Source organism: Actinomyces sp. 2119, from assembly GCF_003591215.1.
GTDB lineage: Bacteria > Actinomycetota > Actinomycetes > Actinomycetales > Actinomycetaceae > Actinomyces > Actinomyces lilanjuaniae.
In genome coordinates this window covers 26478-43496 of sequence record NZ_QYRR01000009.1, presented here as the reverse complement: position 1 = coordinate 43496, position 17019 = coordinate 26478, and the positions used below count along the sequence as shown (strand labels likewise).

Annotated in this window: 15 protein-coding genes; 2 read left to right on the top strand and 13 right to left on the bottom strand. The window is 69.9% G+C overall.

Annotated features, from left to right (window positions below; genetic code table 11):
* Positions 1-18: 18 nt before the first annotated feature.
* From D4740_RS10990 to xylA, 7 genes are all read right to left on the bottom strand, one after another.
* Complete coding sequence (locus tag D4740_RS10990) at positions 19-1107, bottom strand: D-ribose ABC transporter substrate-binding protein (RefSeq protein ID WP_119836995.1); 1089 nt, start codon at positions 1105-1107, stop codon at positions 19-21.
* Entirely contained in the window at positions 1104-2459 is a 1356-nt protein-coding gene (locus tag D4740_RS10985; RefSeq protein ID WP_119836994.1) for an ABC transporter permease, read from the bottom strand. Before D4740_RS10985 ends, D4740_RS10990 begins: the two co-directional genes overlap by 4 nt.
* Positions 2460-2617: 158 nt before the next feature.
* Positions 2618-4162, bottom strand: a complete 1545-nt coding sequence (locus D4740_RS10980; RefSeq protein ID WP_119836993.1) for a sugar ABC transporter ATP-binding protein — start codon at positions 4160-4162, stop codon at positions 2618-2620.
* Positions 4159-4890 (bottom strand): DUF2291 family protein, encoded by a 732-nt coding sequence (locus tag D4740_RS10975; protein WP_182911407.1) that lies wholly within the window; start codon positions 4888-4890, stop codon positions 4159-4161. Before D4740_RS10975 ends, D4740_RS10980 begins: the two co-directional genes overlap by 4 nt.
* A 258-nt stretch (positions 4891-5148) precedes the next feature.
* Positions 5149-6105 carry a ribokinase gene (locus tag D4740_RS10970; RefSeq protein WP_119836991.1) on the bottom strand — a complete coding sequence of 319 codons (957 nt, stop codon included), beginning with the start codon at positions 6103-6105 and terminating at the stop codon, positions 5149-5151.
* A 252-nt stretch (positions 6106-6357) separates the two neighbouring features.
* A complete protein-coding gene (locus D4740_RS10965; protein ID WP_119836990.1) occupies positions 6358-7821 on the bottom strand; it encodes an FGGY family carbohydrate kinase in 1464 nt (487 codons plus the stop codon).
* Positions 7822-8008: 187 nt separating this feature from the next.
* Positions 8009-9190, bottom strand: a complete 1182-nt coding sequence (gene xylA, locus D4740_RS10960; RefSeq protein WP_119836989.1) for a xylose isomerase — start codon at positions 9188-9190, stop codon at positions 8009-8011.
* Between the two features lie 158 nt (positions 9191-9348).
* Between xylA and D4740_RS10955 the strand changes: the two genes are divergently transcribed.
* A complete protein-coding gene (locus D4740_RS10955) occupies positions 9349-10629 on the top strand; it encodes an ROK family protein (RefSeq protein ID WP_259390811.1) in 1281 nt (426 codons plus the stop codon).
* A gap of 191 nt (positions 10630-10820) precedes the next feature.
* On the top strand, positions 10821-12920 hold the full coding sequence (tkt, locus tag D4740_RS10950; RefSeq protein WP_119836987.1) for a transketolase: 2100 nt from the start codon (positions 10821-10823) through the stop codon (positions 12918-12920).
* A 119-nt stretch (positions 12921-13039) separates the two neighbouring features.
* On the opposite strand, the gene D4740_RS10945 is transcribed toward tkt, so the two are convergent.
* The 6 genes from D4740_RS10945 to D4740_RS10920 form a co-directional block, all read right to left on the bottom strand.
* The gene (locus tag D4740_RS10945; RefSeq protein ID WP_182911406.1) at positions 13040-13342 is read right to left on the bottom strand and encodes a hypothetical protein; all 303 of its coding nucleotides are present in this window, start codon (positions 13340-13342) and stop codon (positions 13040-13042) included.
* A gap of 226 nt (positions 13343-13568) precedes the next feature.
* Complete coding sequence (locus D4740_RS10940; protein ID WP_147392910.1) at positions 13569-14078, bottom strand: hypothetical protein; 510 nt, start codon at positions 14076-14078, stop codon at positions 13569-13571.
* Positions 14079-14106: 28 nt separating this feature from the next.
* Positions 14107-14433 carry a hypothetical protein gene (locus tag D4740_RS10935; protein WP_119836984.1) on the bottom strand — a complete coding sequence of 109 codons (327 nt, stop codon included), beginning with the start codon at positions 14431-14433 and terminating at the stop codon, positions 14107-14109.
* A complete protein-coding gene (locus D4740_RS10930) occupies positions 14430-15887 on the bottom strand; it encodes a hypothetical protein (RefSeq protein WP_147392909.1) in 1458 nt (485 codons plus the stop codon). The genes D4740_RS10935 and D4740_RS10930 overlap by 4 nt, the downstream gene beginning before the upstream one ends.
* Positions 15880-16548, bottom strand: a complete 669-nt coding sequence (locus D4740_RS10925; protein ID WP_259390821.1) for an ATP-binding cassette domain-containing protein — start codon at positions 16546-16548, stop codon at positions 15880-15882. The genes D4740_RS10930 and D4740_RS10925 overlap by 8 nt, the downstream gene beginning before the upstream one ends.
* A gap of 140 nt (positions 16549-16688) precedes the next feature.
* Positions 16689-16955, bottom strand: a complete 267-nt coding sequence (locus D4740_RS10920) for a hypothetical protein (protein WP_220475045.1) — start codon at positions 16953-16955, stop codon at positions 16689-16691.
* Between the last annotated feature and the right edge of the window lie 64 nt (positions 16956-17019).

The window sequence follows — 17019 nt, the reverse complement described above, 5'->3', positions numbered from 1 at the left end:
CCACTGTCGCGACGGGCCCTAGGAGTCCTCCTCCATCTCGAAGAGGGTGTAGCCCTGCGCGTTGGACTCGTCGATGAGCACGCAGTCCACAAGCTGCTTCTCCCTCTTCCCGGTACTGCCACCGGTCACGTAGGCGTGGGCCTGCTCCACCGCCATCTGGGCGATGAGCACGGCGGGCTGCATGCCGGTGGCCAGCATGGTGCCCGCCTTGATCGCGTCCACGGCGTCAGGACTGCCGTCGAACCCGGCCACCACGATGTCACCGGTGCGCCCGGCCTGCTGGACGGCAGCCACCGCCCCCACGGCCATGGTGTCGTTGCCACAGATAATGGCCTGGATGCCGCTGTCGCGCTGCAGCAGGGTCTCCACCTTGGTGTAGGCCTCCTGCTGGTCCCAGTTGGCGGTCTCCTGGCCAGCGAGCTCCAGGCCCTCGTACTGGTCCAGCACAGAGTGGAAGGCCGTGGAGCGCACCGCCGCGTTGGTGTCGGTCTCACGCCCGAGCAGCTCGTAGTAGCGCCCCTTTCCCTGAAGCTCCTCGGCCAGCCGCTGGGCCACCAGCGCCGCCCCCTGGGAGTTGTTGGCCACGATCTGGGCCTGGACGATCCCCGCCTCATTGATCTCGCGGTCGATGAGGAACACGGGCACCCCGGCCTCCACGGCCCTGCGGGAGGCCCCCTCGGTGGAGTCCGCGCCCGCGTTGTCCAGGATGATGGCCACCGCGCGTTGGGAGACCGCGGAGTCGATGAGCTCGGACTGCACGTTGACGTCGTCGCGGTGGGAGAAGGCCGTGGCCGCGTACCCCAGGGCGCGCGCTCTGTCCACGGCTGCGTCAGCCTCGGTCTTGAAGTAGGGGTTGTCGTGGGCCGGGGTGATGACGGCGATGTAGTCCGAGTCCGCGCCCCGCGAGGAGCAGGCGCCCAGGGCAGCCAACGCCGGCAGGGCGACGCAGCCGACCAGCGAGGCCCTCAGGAGGCTGCGCCGCGTGGGCACCACAGCGGCTGCACCGGGCGTCAGCGCAGCGGCTGGTGTCCTGGCCAGCAGCGCGGCCGAGGTCGCCGGAGGAGCGGGCAGAGCCGGTGGGACTGTCAGGGGTGTCCGGGGCGTCATTGCGGGTCCTCGCTCTCATCCGTCGCTGTCGGCACGGAAGCCGACCGGGAGGCCGCCGCCTCCGTCCGGGTCTGCGTCTGGGTCTGTATCTGGGTCCGGGTCTGCGTCTGGGTCTGCGCCTGCGGCCGCCGGGCACTGGTGCCACCCTCGCCTGCCTCGTCAGGCGGACCGGCCTGCGCACCCGCACTGGCCTCTCCGCCCGGGCTGGTCCGCTCGACCTCGAGCCTGACGCTGCGGGCGGCCTGGGCGGCGGCCCGGGAGCGCTCCAGGCGCTGCTGGCCCTGGTCGAGCACCACGGCCAGGACGATGACCAGACCCTTGAGGAAGGTCTGCCAGAACGAGGAGACCCCGACCAGCACCAGCCCGTCGTTGAGGAAGCCGATGACGAAGGCGCCGATAAGCGCCCCCTTGACGTCCCCGCGCCCTCCGGCCAGGGAAGCCCCGCCGATGACGACCGCCGCGATGGCGTTCATCTCGTAGGTCTCGCCCGCCGCAGGGGCGGCGGCTGTCAGCTCTGAGGCGATAATGAGCCCGGCCAGGGCGGCGAAGAACCCCGAGGCCATGTAGACGCGCATCTTCACCCGGTTCACCGGCACCCCGGAGAGCTCAGCGGCCCGCTCGTTGCCACCCACGGCGTACAACCACCTCCCGAAGGGTGCCCGGGCGACCAGGAGCGCCACGAGCGCCCCGAGGACGATCATGAGCCACACCGAGGTAGGCAGGCCCAGGAACCGTGAGACGCCCAGAACGTAGAATCCGGTGTTGCCCAGCCCTTCCGCGCCGTCAAGGTCGGAGTAGGTCTCCCCGCCAGAGATGAGCAGGGCGGCTCCCCTAGCCATGTACAGGGAGCCGAGGGTGGCGATGAAGGGGGCCACGCGGAAGCGGGTGACCAGGAGACCGTTGAGCGCACCCACTCCTGTGCCCACGAGCAGGGCGACGATGACGACGACAAGTACCGAGGGGTAGGCGTTGAGGTCCAGGAGGGACAGGTGCGTCCCACGCAGCATGACACCCGCGACCACGCCGGTCAGACCTACTACCGACCCCACCGACAAGTCGATGCCCCCGGTGAGGATGACCAGGAGCATTCCCAGGGCGAGCAGGGCGTTGTAGGCCACGTGCTTGGTCATGGACACGAGGTTCGTCGGGTCCAGGAAGCTGCTGGACAGGGAGGCGAAGACGACGACGAGGACGATGAGGGCGATGAAGGCGCGCTGCGCCATGAGGAACTCTCCCAGGCTGCGGTCGCCGACGCGCAGGCCGGTACGCGCCAGACGTGCGTCAGGAGGGGCGGACTGGGTCGACGAGGCTGTCGGGCCGGGCGGAGTGGATGAGGTGGTCGGGGTGGTCATGGGCGGCCGTCCTGGGTAGATATCCTGAGTGGGTCTTGCGTGAGTGGATGAAGGTGATGAGGGTCAGTCGCGAGGTGGTGCGGGTGAGGCCCAGTCGAACGGACGCGGTAGTCGCGGCGGTCGTGCCATCACTGCGGCGAGGCAAGCAGGTGCGGCTGTCACCCGGTCCTCAGCTGCTCACCCGTGGCGGCCATGACCTGGTCGCGGGTAGCGGTGCACGGGTCCAGCTCAGCCACCAGGCGCCCCCGGGCCATGACCAGGAGCCTGGTACTGGCCTGCAGAGCCTCGGCCAGCTCGGAGGTGGCCAGGAGCACTCCGGCGCCGGACCCGGCGATCTGCGCCGTCGTGGCGAAGATGTCCGACCTGGCGCCGATGTCCACGCCCCGTGTGGGCTCGTCCAGCAGCACCAGGCGCGGGGCAGTCATGAGCACCTTGGCCAGGACCACCTTCTGCTGGTTGCCGCCGGACAGGGAGGTGATAGGTGCAGAGGCGGACTCCGTCTTGACCCGCACTGCCTCGATCCCCCGGCCCACCTCGGCGGCCTCCCGCCGCCTGTGGATGGCGCCCGCCCGGGTGAGGCGTCTCAGGGCGGCCAGCGACATGTTGGAGCCCACGCTCATGACTTGGACCAGCCCGTCAGCCTGGCGGTCCTCCGGCGCCAGGACCACGCCCTGGTCGATCCTGTCGGCCACCGAGGTAGCGGTGACGTCCCGCCCGTCCAGAAGGATCCGCCCTGCGGCCGGGCGGTGGCGGCCGGCCAGGGTCTCTAGCAGCTCGGTGCGCCCGGCGCCCATGAGCCCGTAGACGGCGACGACCTCGCCCTCCCTCACGCTCAGGGATACCGTGTCCACCGCGAGGCGGGAGGGGTTGGCCGGGTCGGGCACCATAAGGTCCTCCACCTGGAGAACCACTTGTCCCGGACTCGCCGTGATGGCGGGGAAAAGGTCAGACTGGTCGCGTCCGGCCATGGTGCGCACGATCCAGGGCAGGTCCACCTCCGCCACGGGACGGCTGGCCACCAGCCTGCCGTCCCGAAGGACGACGGCAGTGTCCGCGACTTCCAGGCACTCATCCATGTGGTGGGAGATGTAGACCACGGCGACGCCACGGGAGGTCAGGTCGCGGATGACACTGAAGAGGACCTCGACCTCGGAGGCGGACAGGGCGGAGGTGGGCTCGTCCATGATGAGTACTCGGGCGTCCTCGTCCAGGGCGCGGGCGATCTCGACGAGCTGCTGCTGGCCCAGGCTCAGGTCGCCCACCAGGGCGTCAGGGTCGATCTCCTCCCCCAGCCGCTCCAGGACGGCGCGGGTGGCCTCGCGCTCACGGCGCCTGGCCACACCGGTGGGCCCAGCCAGCTCGCGGCCCAGGAAGATGTTGTCCACCACGGAGAGGTTGGGGCACAGGCTGAGCTCCTGGTGGATGATCGCCACGCCCAGCGCCACCGCCTGCGCCGGGGAGGCGAGGAGCACCGGCTGCCCGTCGAGCTCGACGGTCCCCGAGCTGGGCTGCTCCACGCCGGAGAGTATCTTCATCAGCGTGGACTTCCCGGCTCCATTCTCCCCAATGAGGGCGAGAACCTCGCCCTGGTGGATCTCCAGGTCCACGCCGCGCAGCGCGTGGGTGGCCCCATAGGCCTTGGTGACGCCCCGCCCCGCAAGGACCACTGGCCGAGTAGGTGCCGTCGGCCGCCCCGCCGTCATGACCCGACCTCGATGCTTACGGGCACGACGGTGATGGCCTGGGGGTCGGAGTAGGCAAAGGCGCCCGTCACGGTGACCGTCCTCCCGCCCAGCGAGGCTAGGTCCGCTGGGACTAGGACGTCGTCGCGGACCTGCTCGTTGAGGGTAATGCCCACCTGGGCGTAGTCGATCTGGTTGGTGAACATGTCAAAGGTGGTCTCCCCCGTGACGTCCCGCAGCGCCGTCCCGGTCAGTGCCGGCCCGGTGGGCACGTAGACGGCCACACCCCGGGGCATGCCGTCCACCTGGACCGAGACGGTGCCGAAGCCTCCCCCACCCACGATGCCGGTGAAGGTGGTGGCGTAGGTGTAGGCGGCCTCGCCGTCACGCTGGCCGTGCTGCTCGGCGGCCGCGTCCTCGTCAGCCTCCAGATCGGCCGCGAGCTCGGGAAGGGGGACCGCGTTGTCCTCCACGTAGGCGACGACGTCGGAGTAGGTGTCCGTCGCGTAGTCGACGGGGTCGACGCTGTCACCCGACAGGATCGCCTCAGCCTCGGAGGGCGAGACGAACCGTGTGCCCAGGAGGCAGACGGCCACCAGCACCGCCGCCGCCACCGTACGCCACAGGATTGGGCGTCGCCAAGCCGCGCTCGCCCCTGCCCGCACCCTCCGGTCTACACCCGACCCGCCCGGCCTGCCCGAGGTGCTCCTGCCTGTGCCGCTGTCCGTAGTGCTGTCTATCTGTGCCACGCGAGAGCCTCCTTGCTCCGGCAGACCCACCAGGGCTGACGCACCAACCTGGTGTATATCCATTCATCGTCGAATGGACTACATCCATGCTCTCACGTCCACCCTCGGGCGTCAAGAGCGAGCCCTGGAGGTACTGGAGCGTGCGGCGGCCCTCACGCCCGCCCCCGGGCGCGAGGAGGAGGAGGTAAGGAGGAGGTAAGGAGGATGTAAGGCGGACGTACCGCACTGGCACGAGCGGAGTCGGGATGCCGCACCCCGCTACCGCGGCAGCTCGTCCCCCGGCCCCGGGTAGGAGTCCTGGGCGCCGCGGCCGGTACAGGCGTAGGCTCCCACCCGCACCCCGGCCCCCACGGCCTGGGCGAGCGTGCCACCTGCCGCCAGGCTGGCCGCCAGCGCCCCCACGAAGGCGTCCCCAGCGCCCACCGTGTCCACCACCGCCACTCGGGGTGAGGGGAAGGCCAGCGGCCTACTGGGATCTCCCGCCTCCAGCGCGACCGCACCCCGCTCCCCCAGGGTCATGACCACCGAGGCCAGGCCCTGGGTCACAAGGGCGCGGGCCACCGCGACGTCCGGGTCGGCCTGCTTCTCCAAGGAGGCCGGGTCGATGCCGAAGACCTCCTTGAGGACCAGTCGGCCCTCGTGCTCGTTGACCACCAGCGGGTCGGCCAGCTGCACGATCCGCGCGTCCAGCGGGATGACGGGAGCGAGGTTGAGAAGGATACGGGGCCGCCCAGGGACCCCAGCCCCGCCAGCGTGTCCGCAGGCCGCCCTCACGGCCGCAGCCACCGCACCAGGAGGAACCTCTCCCTGGAGCACCAGGACGCTGGCACGGGTGATCGCTGGCGCGGCCGCCTCCACCTGGGCGGCACCAACCAGACCGTTGGCACCCGGGACGACGACGATAGTGTTCCGCCCGGCGCCGTCCACCACGCACACAGCCAGCCCCGTAGGCGCGTCCAGGCCAGCCACCAGGGACGTGTCCACACCTGCCTGTGACAGACGGCTCAGGGCGACGGCAGCGTTGGCGTCCTCGCCAACCGCCCCCACCATGCGTACCTCGGCCCCGCGCAGGGCGGCGGCGAGCGCCTGGTTGGCCCCTTTGCCGCCAGGGCTCGTGCGGCCGCCAGCGCCCAGAAGGGTCTCCCCCGGCCCGGGAAGACGATCCACAGTCACGTTGAGATCCACGTTGAGCGACCCCACCACCACGACACTCATGGGCATCCTCCTTGATGCAGGGCTGCGACCGCTGTGAGCAACGCACGGCCGGAAACCGCTACCGGGTCCTGGCGGCCCGGCCTCTTTTCCCACACAGGGTACCGGCCCGGGAAGCGGAGCTCCTGGGCACCTGGTCCACCGCCGCGGCCCCGAGGTCCCAGGCCTGCGGCGCCAGACGCAGCAGCGCGCGATATCGTCGCCGGTCCCGCGATGCGAAACTCCACCACACCACCACGTGGAACGTCGCCGCCCCTACGACGTCTGGGAGGAGGCCACCAGGGCGGCAGCGCGCTCGTAGGCGGCACGCACCTCGGGCTGAGGCTCGGCCTCCAGGTGCTCAACCGGGCCGAGCTCCCAGACGGGCGGCTCCTCACCCCCGTCCAGGACCCAGGCGGCCTGCCGGGCGGCGCCGTCGGCCACGTACTCCCCCGGCTCAGGCACCTCCACGGGCACCCCCAGGACGGCTGGAGCGAGCCTACGGGCGCACTCCCACCTCACGCCGCCGCCCACCAGCACCACCGAGCCGACCTCGACCCCCAGCGAGCGCACGGCGTCGATCCCGCCCCCCAGGAGACACAGGAGCCCCTCCACGGCGGCGCGGGCGTAGTTGCCCGGGGTGAGAGAGGCCAGCGTCATCCCGGTGAGCACCCCGGTGGCACGAGGCAGGTTCGGGGTGCGCTCCCCCTCCAGGTAGGGCACGTGCACCAGGCCGCCCGCTCCGGCAGGCGCGGCCAGGGCCAGAGCGTCGAACTCCTCGTAGCCCACCCCCAGCACCGTCCTGGCCGCATCCAGCACCCGGGCGCCGTTGAGAGTGCAGGCCAGCGGCAGGAACCCTCCGGTGGCGTCGGAGAAGCCGGTGACCAGACCAGAGGCGTCGTGGGTGGCCACGGCCGAGACCGCGGCGACCACGCCGCTGGTGCCCAGGGACACGCTGGTCTGCCCGGTACGCAGGCCCAGCCCCAGAGCGGCCCCGGCGTTGTCCCCGCACCCGGGCCCCAGAACCAGGTGGGACAGGTCCCGCCCGGCGACATCGCCGCCTCCGCGGCCAACAGCCTCCCTGGGTCCCGCCACGCGCGGCAGGACGATGTCGGCCACCTCCTCCTCGCGGCGCCGCAGCGCCAGGGCCAGCAGGTCACGCCGGTAGACGTTGGCCTCGGCGTCAAAGTAGCCGGTCCCGGAGGCGTCGGAGCGGTCGGTGACCAGGTCTGTCAGGGAGCGCGACCCTGACAGCCTCCACGTCAGCCAGTCGTGGGGCAGGCACACGGCCGCGACGCGGGCGGCAGCCTGCGGCTCGTGGTCGGCCAGCCAGCGCAGCTTGGTGACGGTCAGAGACGCCACCGGGACGCTGCCCACGGCATCAGCCCAGGCAGCTCGCCCGACAGCGACGTCTCCGTCCCCGAGGTCGGCGACAAGCTGCTCAGCAGCCTGCGCGGAGCGGGTGTCGTTCCACAGCAGGGCGGGGCGGATCACCTCGCCGTGGGCGTCAAGGACCACCATCCCGTGCTGCTGCCCTCCCACGCTGAGGGCGGAGACGTCGTCAAGACCACCGACGGCGTCAACAGCCTGCTCCAGCGCCGTCCACCAGTGGTCCGGGTGGACCTCGGTGCCATCGGGGTGAGAGGTCTTCGCCTGCCGGACCAGGGCGCCGGTGGCGGCGTCGCGGATGACGATCTTGCAGGACTGGGTGGAGGAGTCGATTCCGGCTACGAGTGTCATGAGGTCTCCTTCCCGGGTGTCCCCGAGCGCGCCCGGTGTGACCAGGCGAGGGTTGTCTGTCCGGTCTGTTCGCAGACTGTCCGCGTGCCAGGCCCGTCTCGGTGCGGTACGCGGACGTGGGCGGCCAGCAGCCGCCGACCACCTCCCGTCATATCCCGGCAGGAAAACAGGGAGACGGCAGGCCAGGTCACCCAATGAGGTGGCGCATGGCGTGGTGGTAGAGCTCGACAAAGTGGTATTCGCGCGCACCCGCAGCCGTGGCGTCGAAGTCCTCGTAGGCGCTGGTGTCAGCCAGGAGGTCTGCGACGGACTCCCCGGGGGCGAGCGTGGGCTGGGCCAGCTCAGGCACGGAGGCCTTGTCCATGAGCTCGGCGGTAGCGGGGTCGGCACGGAAGGCGCGCGCCTTGTCCGCGAGCATGAGGTACATCTCCATGTTGGCCGCCGCGGAGGCCCACACCCCCTCCAGGCCCTCGGTGCGTGAGGGCTTGTAGTCGAAGTGGCGCGGCCCCTCGTAGCGGGGGCCTCCGCCGGGGAAGCCGTTCTCCAGGAGGTCCACGGTGAAGAAGGCGCTGGCCAGGTCGCCGTGGCCGAAGACCTTGTCCTGGTCGTACTTGATGCCCGACTGGCCGTTGAGGTCGATGTGGAAGAGCTTGCCCGCCACTAGGGCCTGGGCGATGCCGTGGGTGTAGTTGAGGCCTGCCATCTGCTCGTGGCCCACCTCGGGGTTCAGGCCCACGACCTCACCGTTGTCCAGCTCGGCGATGAGCGCCAGGGCGTGACCCACGGTGGGCAGGAGGATGTCCCCGCGCGGCTCGTTGGGCTTGGGCTCCAGGCCGATGCGAAGACTGTAGCCCTGGGACCTGATGTAGCCGGCCACCGTGTCCAGGCCCTCCTTGTAGCGCTCGAAGGCGGCACCCAGATCCTTGGAGGAGTCGTACTCCGCACCCTCACGACCGCCCCACATGACGAAGGTGGTCGCGCCCAGCTGCGCGGCCAGGTCCACGTTGCGCAACAGCTTGCGCAGGGCGAAGCGGCGCACGCCCCGGTCGTTGCTGGTCAGACCCCCGTCCTTGAACACGGGGTGGGTGAAGGTGTTGGTGGTGACCATCTCGATGACCAGGCCAGCCTGGTCGGCGACCTTCCTCACGCGTCTGACTCGCTGCTCGCGCTCGGTCTGCGAGGCGTCGAAGTCGAAGACGTCGTTGTCGTGGAAGGTAATGCCCCAGGCCCCCAGCTCGGCGAGCCGGGCGGTGTACTCCCAGGGGTCCAGCACCGGGCGGGTCCCGGTGCCGAAGGGGTCGACGGCGTTCCAGCCGACCGTCCACAGGCCGAACGAGAACCTGTCCTCCTTGGTGGGTGTGCGGACCATGGTCTCCTCCTTGAGACGACGTGAGATGCGTGGAGACTGCGCGAGACGACGTGGGACAGCGACGGCGTCAGACGACCTGGGACGGGCCGCCCAGGACCCTGGCAGCAGCATTTGTTTATTGGAACAACTATGGCACGGTGATGGAGTATGGTCAAGGGGTGAGTCAGAAACTGCGACGCCCGGGCGGGCGCACGTTAGTCCGCCCCACCTCGGCAGCCTCCCCCGCACCACCCTCACGACTGCCTTCAAGACGGCGCGCCGCCTCTGCTAGCCAGTCCTCGCTGCGCGACACCAACCTGGCCCTTGTGGCGCAGCACGTGTTCGCCTCCCCTGCGCCTCTGTCAAGGGCCGACGTGGCGGCGGCGACCGGCATGACCCGCTCCACCGCCTCCCGCCTGGTCGACGCGCTCGTGGCCGCCCACCTGCTCACCGAGCTGCCGCCTGCAGCCTCCTCGGGTCCCGGGCGACCCGCCGTGCCGCTGGTCCCGGCCCGGGGGACGGTGGCGGCCCTGGGACTGGAGGTCAACGTCTCACGCATGGCAGTACGCGCCATCGACCTGTCCGGGGCGGTGCTGGCCGAGCGAGTGGTGCACGCGGACCTGGCAGGCTCGGACCCGACAGCAACGCTGAGCCGTCTTGCCGACCTTATGGAGCAGGTCCTGGAGGCCCCCGCCCTGGCACGCGCGCGCCTGGCCGGTGCGGCCCTGGCCCTGCCCGGCCTGGTCAGCGAGGGCACCCTGCTGCGCGCCCCCAACCTCGGCTGGTCAGGCGTGGCCCCGGCCACCCGCCTGGCCTCACGCCTGGACCCGGTGGGAGGCAGGCTGCTGGTGGGCAACGAGGCCGACTTCGGCGCGCTGGTGGCCGCCCGCACCCGCCCGGGCGCCCAGGCGCAGACCCACGACTTCATCTACCTGTCCGGGGAGAACGGAATCGGCGCGGGGCTGGTGCGCGACGGTGTCGTCATCCACGGGTCGGCTGGGTTCGCCGGGGAGGTGGGCCACGTCCAGGTGGCCCCGGACGGGCCCGAGTGTGGCTGCGGTAACCGGGGCTGCCTGGAGCGCTACGCCGGACGCCGGGTCATCCTTACCGGGGCGGGTCTGGGTGAGGACGCCTCCCCCGACCAGCTGGTCCGTGCGTGGCAGGAGGGCCGGGAGGAGGCGCGGGCCTCGGTGTCGGCAGCCGCCCACGCCCTGGCGGTGGCCCTGAGCGCGGCGATCAACATCCTGGACATTCCCGCAGTCGTCCTCGGCGGGCACCTGGCACCCCTGACCGAGGTGCTGCGTCCCGAGCTGGAGCCCGAGCTGAGCCGACGAGTCCTGGCCTCCCCCTGGTCGCCCCCGCGCGTGCTGCCCGCACCCTCCGACGAGACACCCGGCGCCACGGGAGCGGCCTGGGCGGTCCTGGAGGGGGTCGTCGCCAACCCTGCCGAGTGGGTGTGAGCAAGCGGACGCGAGGCATTCTGCCTGGCGCAGGCGCCCCAGCAGCACCACGATGACATGTTGCTCACATCCTGCGTCCGGGGGGACAATGCTTCCAGCAGCCAGCAAGCCGCAACGGCCAGCAACGACGACATCAAGCGACATCACAACTTCACGCACTAACGAGCGACACCACGCAGCAAGGAGCACCCATGAGTACGGAGCCTCTGCTCAGCGACCTCGACCGCCAGGCCATCGCTGTCTCCAGGGCGCTGGCCGCCGACGCCGTCGAGAAGGCCGGGTCAGGGCACCCGGGCACACCCATTTCCCTGGCCGGGGTCGCCTACCTGCTCTACCAGCACGAGATGCGCGGCGACCCGGCGGACCCGAGGTGGCTGGGCCGCGACCGGTTCGTCCTGTCCGCCGGCCACGCCTCCCTCCTGCAGTACATCCAGCTGGTGCTGGCCGGCTACGGCCTGGAGGTGGAGGACCTGCGCCAGCTGCGGCAGAAGGGCTCCCTGACCCCGGGCCACCCCGAGTACCGCCACACCCCCGGCGTGGAGACCACCACCGGCCCGCTGGGCGCAGGCTTCTCCAACGCGGTGGGCCTGGCCATGGCCGCCCGCTACGAGCACGGCCTGCTCGACCCCGACACCCCCCTGGGGGAGTCCGTCTTCGACCACCACGTCTACACCATCATGGGCGACGGGTGCATGCAGGAGGGGGTCACCGCCGAGGCCGCCTCCCTGGCGGGCACCCAGGAGCTGGGCAACCTCATCGCCATCTACGACGACAACGACATCTCCATCGAGGGCGGCACCGACATCGCCTTCACCGAAGACCCCTCCGCCCGCTTCGAGGCCTACGGGTGGCAGGTCATCGACGTCGACTGGACGGCCGGGGAGGCCTACCAGGAGGACTACGACGCCCTCCACACCGCCCTGGACCACGCCCGGGCCGAGACCCGCCGCCCCAGCCTCATCCGCCTGCACACGGTGATCGCCTGGCCGGCCCCCACCAAGCAGGGCGACGAGTCCTCCCACGGGGCCAAGCTGGGCGGCGAGGAGGTCGCAGGCCTCAAGACCACCCTGGGCCTGGACCCCGACCAGGCCTTCCATGTGCCCGAGGAGCTGCTGGCCCACACGCGCTCCCAGGCGGCCAGGCGAGCCGCAGCGGCCCGGGCCGACTGGGACGCCCGGTTCGAGGCCTGGCGGCAGGCCCACCCCGACCAGGCCGACCTGCTGGAGCGGCTGGAGGCTGGGCAGCTCCCCATGGGGCTGGAGCAGTCCCTGCCCACATGGGAGATGGGCGACTCCCTGGCTACCCGCGCGGCCTCCGGCAAGGTGCTCTCCGCCCTGGCCCCGGTCATGCCCGAGCTGTGGGGCGGGTCGGCGGACCTGGCGGGCTCCAACAACACCACCATGGCTGGCCAGCCATCCTTCCTGCCCGCCTCGGTGGCGCCGAAGGAGGGCGACGGCCCCTACGGGCGCACCATCCACTTCGGTGTGCGCGAGCACGCCATGGGCGGCATCCTCAACGGCATCGCCCTGGACGGCCTGACCCGCCCCTACGGGGGGACCTTCATGGTCTTCTCCGACTACATGCGCCCAGCGGTGCGCCTGGCGGCCCTTATGGGAGTCGGGTCGGTCTTCGTGTGGTCCCACGACTCGATCGGGGTCGGTGAGGACGGCCCCACCCATCAGCCCATCGAGCACCTGGCCGCCCTGCGCGCCATCCCCGGGCTGGCCGTGGTCCGCCCCGCCGACGCCAACGAGACCGCCGCCGCCTGGGTGGAGATCCTGTGCCGTTCCCAGGAGCCCGCAGGCCTCGTCCTGTCCCGCCAGAACCTCACCGTCCACGCCACGCCCGGGGCCGCCGCCGTCGGGGTGCGCCAGGGGGCCTACGTCCTGGCTGAGACGGGGGAGCCTGCCGACGGCGAGGTGACCACTGCGGCACCGGCCGTGGTCCTGGTGGCCACCGGCTCCGAGGTGGGGGTCGCCATGGAGGCGCGGGAGATCCTCCAGGCTGAGGGTGTGCCGACCCGGGTGGTCTCCGCTCCCTGCCTGGAGTGGTTCGCCCAGCAGCCGGAGGACTACCGCGTCTCGGTGCTGCCGGATGACGCCGTCAAGGTCTCCGTGGAGGCGGGGGTCGCCATGGGCTGGCGCGAGCTGGTGGGTGACAGCGGCGAGGTCATCTCTCTTGACCACTTCGGCGCCTCCGCGCCCGGCGCCCAGCTGTTCGAGGACTACGGGTTCACCGGGGAGGCCGTGGCACAGCGCGCGCGCCAGGCGCTGGAGCGCCAGCAGCGGTAGCCAGTAGCGGCAGCACAAGCCGCCGTCTACTAGCGGGGTGGTCGGGCAAGCCTGCGAGCCACCTACTGGGGTACCAGGCTGGCCACCAGACGGCCCCTCCAGGCTCCCCATCGGTCCTCTCAGAGGCCGCTGCCCGGGTGGTCGGTGGCCTCTGAGGAGACCGCCCTGGCTCGTCGGCGCGCTGACACCTTCCGCAGCACCCAGTACTCCAGCAGCAGCACGGCTATCGCCGCCGCCAGGAGCAGGCCCACACCGACCCGGCTGCGGACCACGCAGTCATGGGACAGCCCCTCCACGTACTCCGGGGCGGTGTGGAGCATGAACAGTATGCTGCCACCACACAGCGCCATTCCGTCGCCGAACTGGTACGCCACCTGCACGTCAGCCCAGGTCCAAGTCCACGCCGTGAAGATGCCGAGCACTGCGGCCAGGCTAACCACCGTCCTGACGACGCGGTGCCCAGCACCTCTCATGAAGGGAGCCCATGGCAGCCATCCTGCCGCGACGGCGAGGGCACCAAACAGCGCCGTGACAGCGAGCCCAACCTGTATCTCAGGGCGCATGAGCGGCCTTTCTTGACGGGTGTGATCCAGGCAAGCAAAGTGGGCGCCCTGAGGCAGACCCGGGTGCTGCTGCCCGTCCTAGATACTACCGTGACGGGCCGTGGCCATCTCCCGCCTCTCTGGCAGAACTGACTCGCAGGCTCCGTAGCAGGTACCTCCATACCGTGATCCCATCACCGAATACCGGCAGGAGAAAGACCCCGTGGCACAGGTACCACGCCCACAGCCACGTCGGTGCGCTCACCACAGCCATAACCGCGCCCAGTACCACGCAGGGCAGCGGGCCAGCCACCGCGACCAGGGCGCGCGCACCCCGCGCAGGAGGCACGCCCCGGGTCAGCAGCGACACTCGCAGGGCGGTCAGTTGCCAGGCGGCCTGCGTCCCCGCCGGGTACCAGCGGCGTGCGGCCAGGAGGTGCCCCGCCTCGTGGAGGCTGTAGGAGCCAGCCAGCCCTGCGACAACCACGACCAGAAGGTGGACGAACAGCAGTGACCCCCCGTAGGAGCCCGAGCCCCACTCCACCGCCAGCTGGAAGCACAGAGCCGGAAGCGCCACGACCACAGGCACTGCCCCGACACGCGCCACCAGCCGCACAACCGGGCGGAATGATAGGTCTGCAATATCAGCCCAGGGCGTCGTCCTGCTGCTCAAGGAGCTCCCTCCGCCGAGCCTTCAACCTGTCATAGATCGCGAAGACGAGGAGACAGAAGACGAATATTACCGCCCATATCACGCCAAGGGGAGCAAAAGATTGAATCCCCGCAGACGCCTCAATATTTCCGTCGTCCAACAACTCGGAACGAAAGAAGACGGAACCGAACAGGGCAGTCCTGTACGCCTCCTCCTCCGTGGTCTGGAACATAATGGAGAGAATGGAGAAGACCGCCAGGGCCAGCGTCCCCACAAGACTCGTCATGGCGGAGAGCAGGACCCTCATCATGATCCTCATGAGTGAGACACCTTTCTATTGTAACTGATTCCTGCGACGCCTATAGCCGCTACAGCAATCCAGCCAACGATAGCCGCAGAGATATTGACAACCACCGGGAGCTGGACAATTCCCAGCATCAGGGCGGCCAGCAGCAGGATGACACCGATAATCGCCGTGCCCAGGAGGACCGAGACCGGGTTGTCATCGTGGGCCGGCATGATCGAGCCGACCGAGACCGTCACCACCGCGGAGGAGATCACGCTGGCGCAGGCAATGGCTGAGGCCTGCGGCGTTATTACTCCCGCCATCGCGTCCAGGAGCAGGGCACCAACGATAAAGGGCAGCACGATGACGACCTGTGCCCCGACCATCTGCGCGTACAGCCAGACAGTATTCTGGCGGGGGAGGAAGACCAAGAGCCCCGGGTTCACGCTGGCGTAGTGGAAGAAGCCTCCCATCACCACGGGCTCAAGCGCCCACACGGAGCTGATCGGCACCCGCAGGGCAAGAATGAGAACCGCCGCCGTCCCAGAGATCATCAGGTTGTCCACGACAAACCTGCTGCGGGCCGCCTGGGCCAGGTGGTAGGAGAACGACGGCGCCAGGGCCACCAGCCTGCCGGGAAGGCGCAGGGCGTAGTAGCGCGGCCTCACGGGCACCGGCGGCGCGGGGACCAGGAGGATCAGCACCGCCCCAGTCATGGTGGCCGCCACGGCAGCGAGCAGGAGGGCGGGCACACCGTGCACCGCCAGCAGGTCGTGAAAGACCAGTGGCCACAGCGTGAACGGTTCCTCCCCGCCGTCCAGCGCAGAGGCGCTGAGGCGCCTGGTGTAGTCCGACACCCACCCCCAGGAGCGCACCACTGTCAGCATGAGGGCTAGGACAATGGCATTCGCCCTCATTCCTCCTATGCCGACCGCCGCCATGGCCAGGTCCGCCAGGCGGCACAGGATGAGCAGGACGGTGAGCGCACTCAGGCAGGGCAGGACGACGCAGGCAAGGACCTCGGCCATGACTGGCGCCCCGTAGGCCAGAACCGCCCCGGTGGTGAAGGAGAACAGGGCGGCGGCACTGACACAGGCGGCCAGCACCGCCTCCAGGACGTTGACCGCGTGCTGGCGCTCCCGGGCGGTGACCGGCAGCAGGGTCGTCGTCGCCATCATCTCTGGGGACCCCTGGACGAGCACGCGGACAACCAGGACCGACAGCAGCGCCCAGAGCAGGACTGAGCCAGCCATCAGCCGAAAGACGAAGACCGCGACCTGCGCGTCATCACCGGACTGACGCAGGAAGAGGTAGGACAGGGAGCCCATGAGCAGGCCTGTCACCGTGACGCACAGGACCAGGACGCGACGCACCGTCCGGGAGGCCAGGATCCCGCGAGAGACCACCACCCGCACGATGTAGAGGGCGAGGAGGCGGAGCACCTGCGCCAGGCGTGCCGGCCTCTCCAGGACCGCGCCTCTAGCCACCACCGACCCCTAGGTAGCTGGTGACCAGGGCCTCAATGCTCGTGGACTGCCGAGCTAGCGACTCGGTATAGGCGTCCTCGACGATATAGCCCTCGTCAAGCATGATGACCCGGTTGGCGCAGCGCTGCAGCATGGAGAAGTCGTGGCTGCACATGATGACCGCGCCCCCGGCGGCGCAGTAGTCACGCAGCATCCCCTCGATACGGTACTGCGCCTCGATGTCGATGCCGTTCATGGTCTCGTCTACGACCGTGACGGGGCGGCTGACCAGCAGGGCCGCAGCCAGCTGGGTCTTCTTCACCATGCCGTGGGAGTAGCCGCTCATGAGCTCGCGGGTCCGGCCTCCCATGCCCAGCGTGGCGAACAGGCGGTCAACGGCAGCCGGGTCAAACCTGATCCGGCGTCCTGGTGCCGAGTGGAGCCGTGCCAGGAACCGGACGTACTCCTGGGCGCTGAGAAACCGGGGCACGTGGTCGTTATCGGCGGTGTAGCAGGTCATGCGCAGGGCCGGAGCTGACCCGGCAGGCTCGCCCCCGACCTCCACGCGTGCGGCCGCAGGAGTGGGGACAATACCGCGCAGGACCCGGCACAGCGTCGACTTCCCCGAGCCGTTGGGACCGATCATGGCCACAAAGTCACCTGGATATACGCTAAACGACACCCTGAGAAGCACCGGAGTCGTTTTATAGGAGAAGGTCAGGTTCCCAACATCGACAACCGCCCCCTGACGCGCCCACTCCGCCCTGCTCCCAGGAACAGGAGCAGGGACGGAGAAGGCGCGCTTACCCGAGTGAGGCACAGTCAGCGCCTGCACTCGAAATAGACCTGGAGCCCGCTCTTCCAGGCCCACCTGCCGGTGAAGGCTCCATGCTGGTTGACGACGCACCAGATCGCCATTCCCGTTATGAGAGTGGCACCAAGCGCAAGAATCACAGCGACAAACACCAGGAACCACGCGTCGTGACGCACGATAGCCTGATCAAAACGGAAACGGGCTCGCGTGACCACAGGAGACGCCAGCAGGATGGGGCTAGGCACGGGACTGTACAACAGCGAGGATGAGGTCATCGGTCTGCACTCCTTCCATAGCCGAGACCAAGACAACCGACTTCTTTCGGTTGTCTCGTCACGG

Bases quoted from the DNA above. Each gene is read 5' to 3' on its own strand.
- D4740_RS10990 (WP_119836995.1), bottom strand. From the start codon at position 1,107: ATGACGCCCCGGACACCCCTGACAGTCCCACCGGCTCTGCCCGCTCCT.
- D4740_RS10970 (WP_119836991.1), bottom strand. From the start codon at position 6,105: ATGAGTGTCGTGGTGGTGGGGTCGCTCAACGTGGATCTCAACGTGACT.
- tkt (WP_119836987.1), top strand. From the start codon at position 10,821: ATGAGTACGGAGCCTCTGCTCAGCGACCTCGACCGCCAGGCCATCGCT.
- D4740_RS10965 (WP_119836990.1), bottom strand. From the start codon at position 7,821: ATGACACTCGTAGCCGGAATCGACTCCTCCACCCAGTCCTGCAAGATC.
- D4740_RS10920 (WP_220475045.1), bottom strand. From the start codon at position 16,955: ATGACCTCATCCTCGCTGTTGTACAGTCCCGTGCCTAGCCCCATCCTG.
- D4740_RS10985 (WP_119836994.1), bottom strand. From the start codon at position 2,459: ATGACCACCCCGACCACCTCATCCACTCCGCCCGGCCCGACAGCCTCG.
- xylA (WP_119836989.1), bottom strand. From the start codon at position 9,190: ATGGTCCGCACACCCACCAAGGAGGACAGGTTCTCGTTCGGCCTGTGG.
- D4740_RS10980 (WP_119836993.1), bottom strand. From the start codon at position 4,162: ATGACGGCGGGGCGGCCGACGGCACCTACTCGGCCAGTGGTCCTTGCG.
- D4740_RS10935 (WP_119836984.1), bottom strand. From the start codon at position 14,433: ATGAGGATCATGATGAGGGTCCTGCTCTCCGCCATGACGAGTCTTGTG.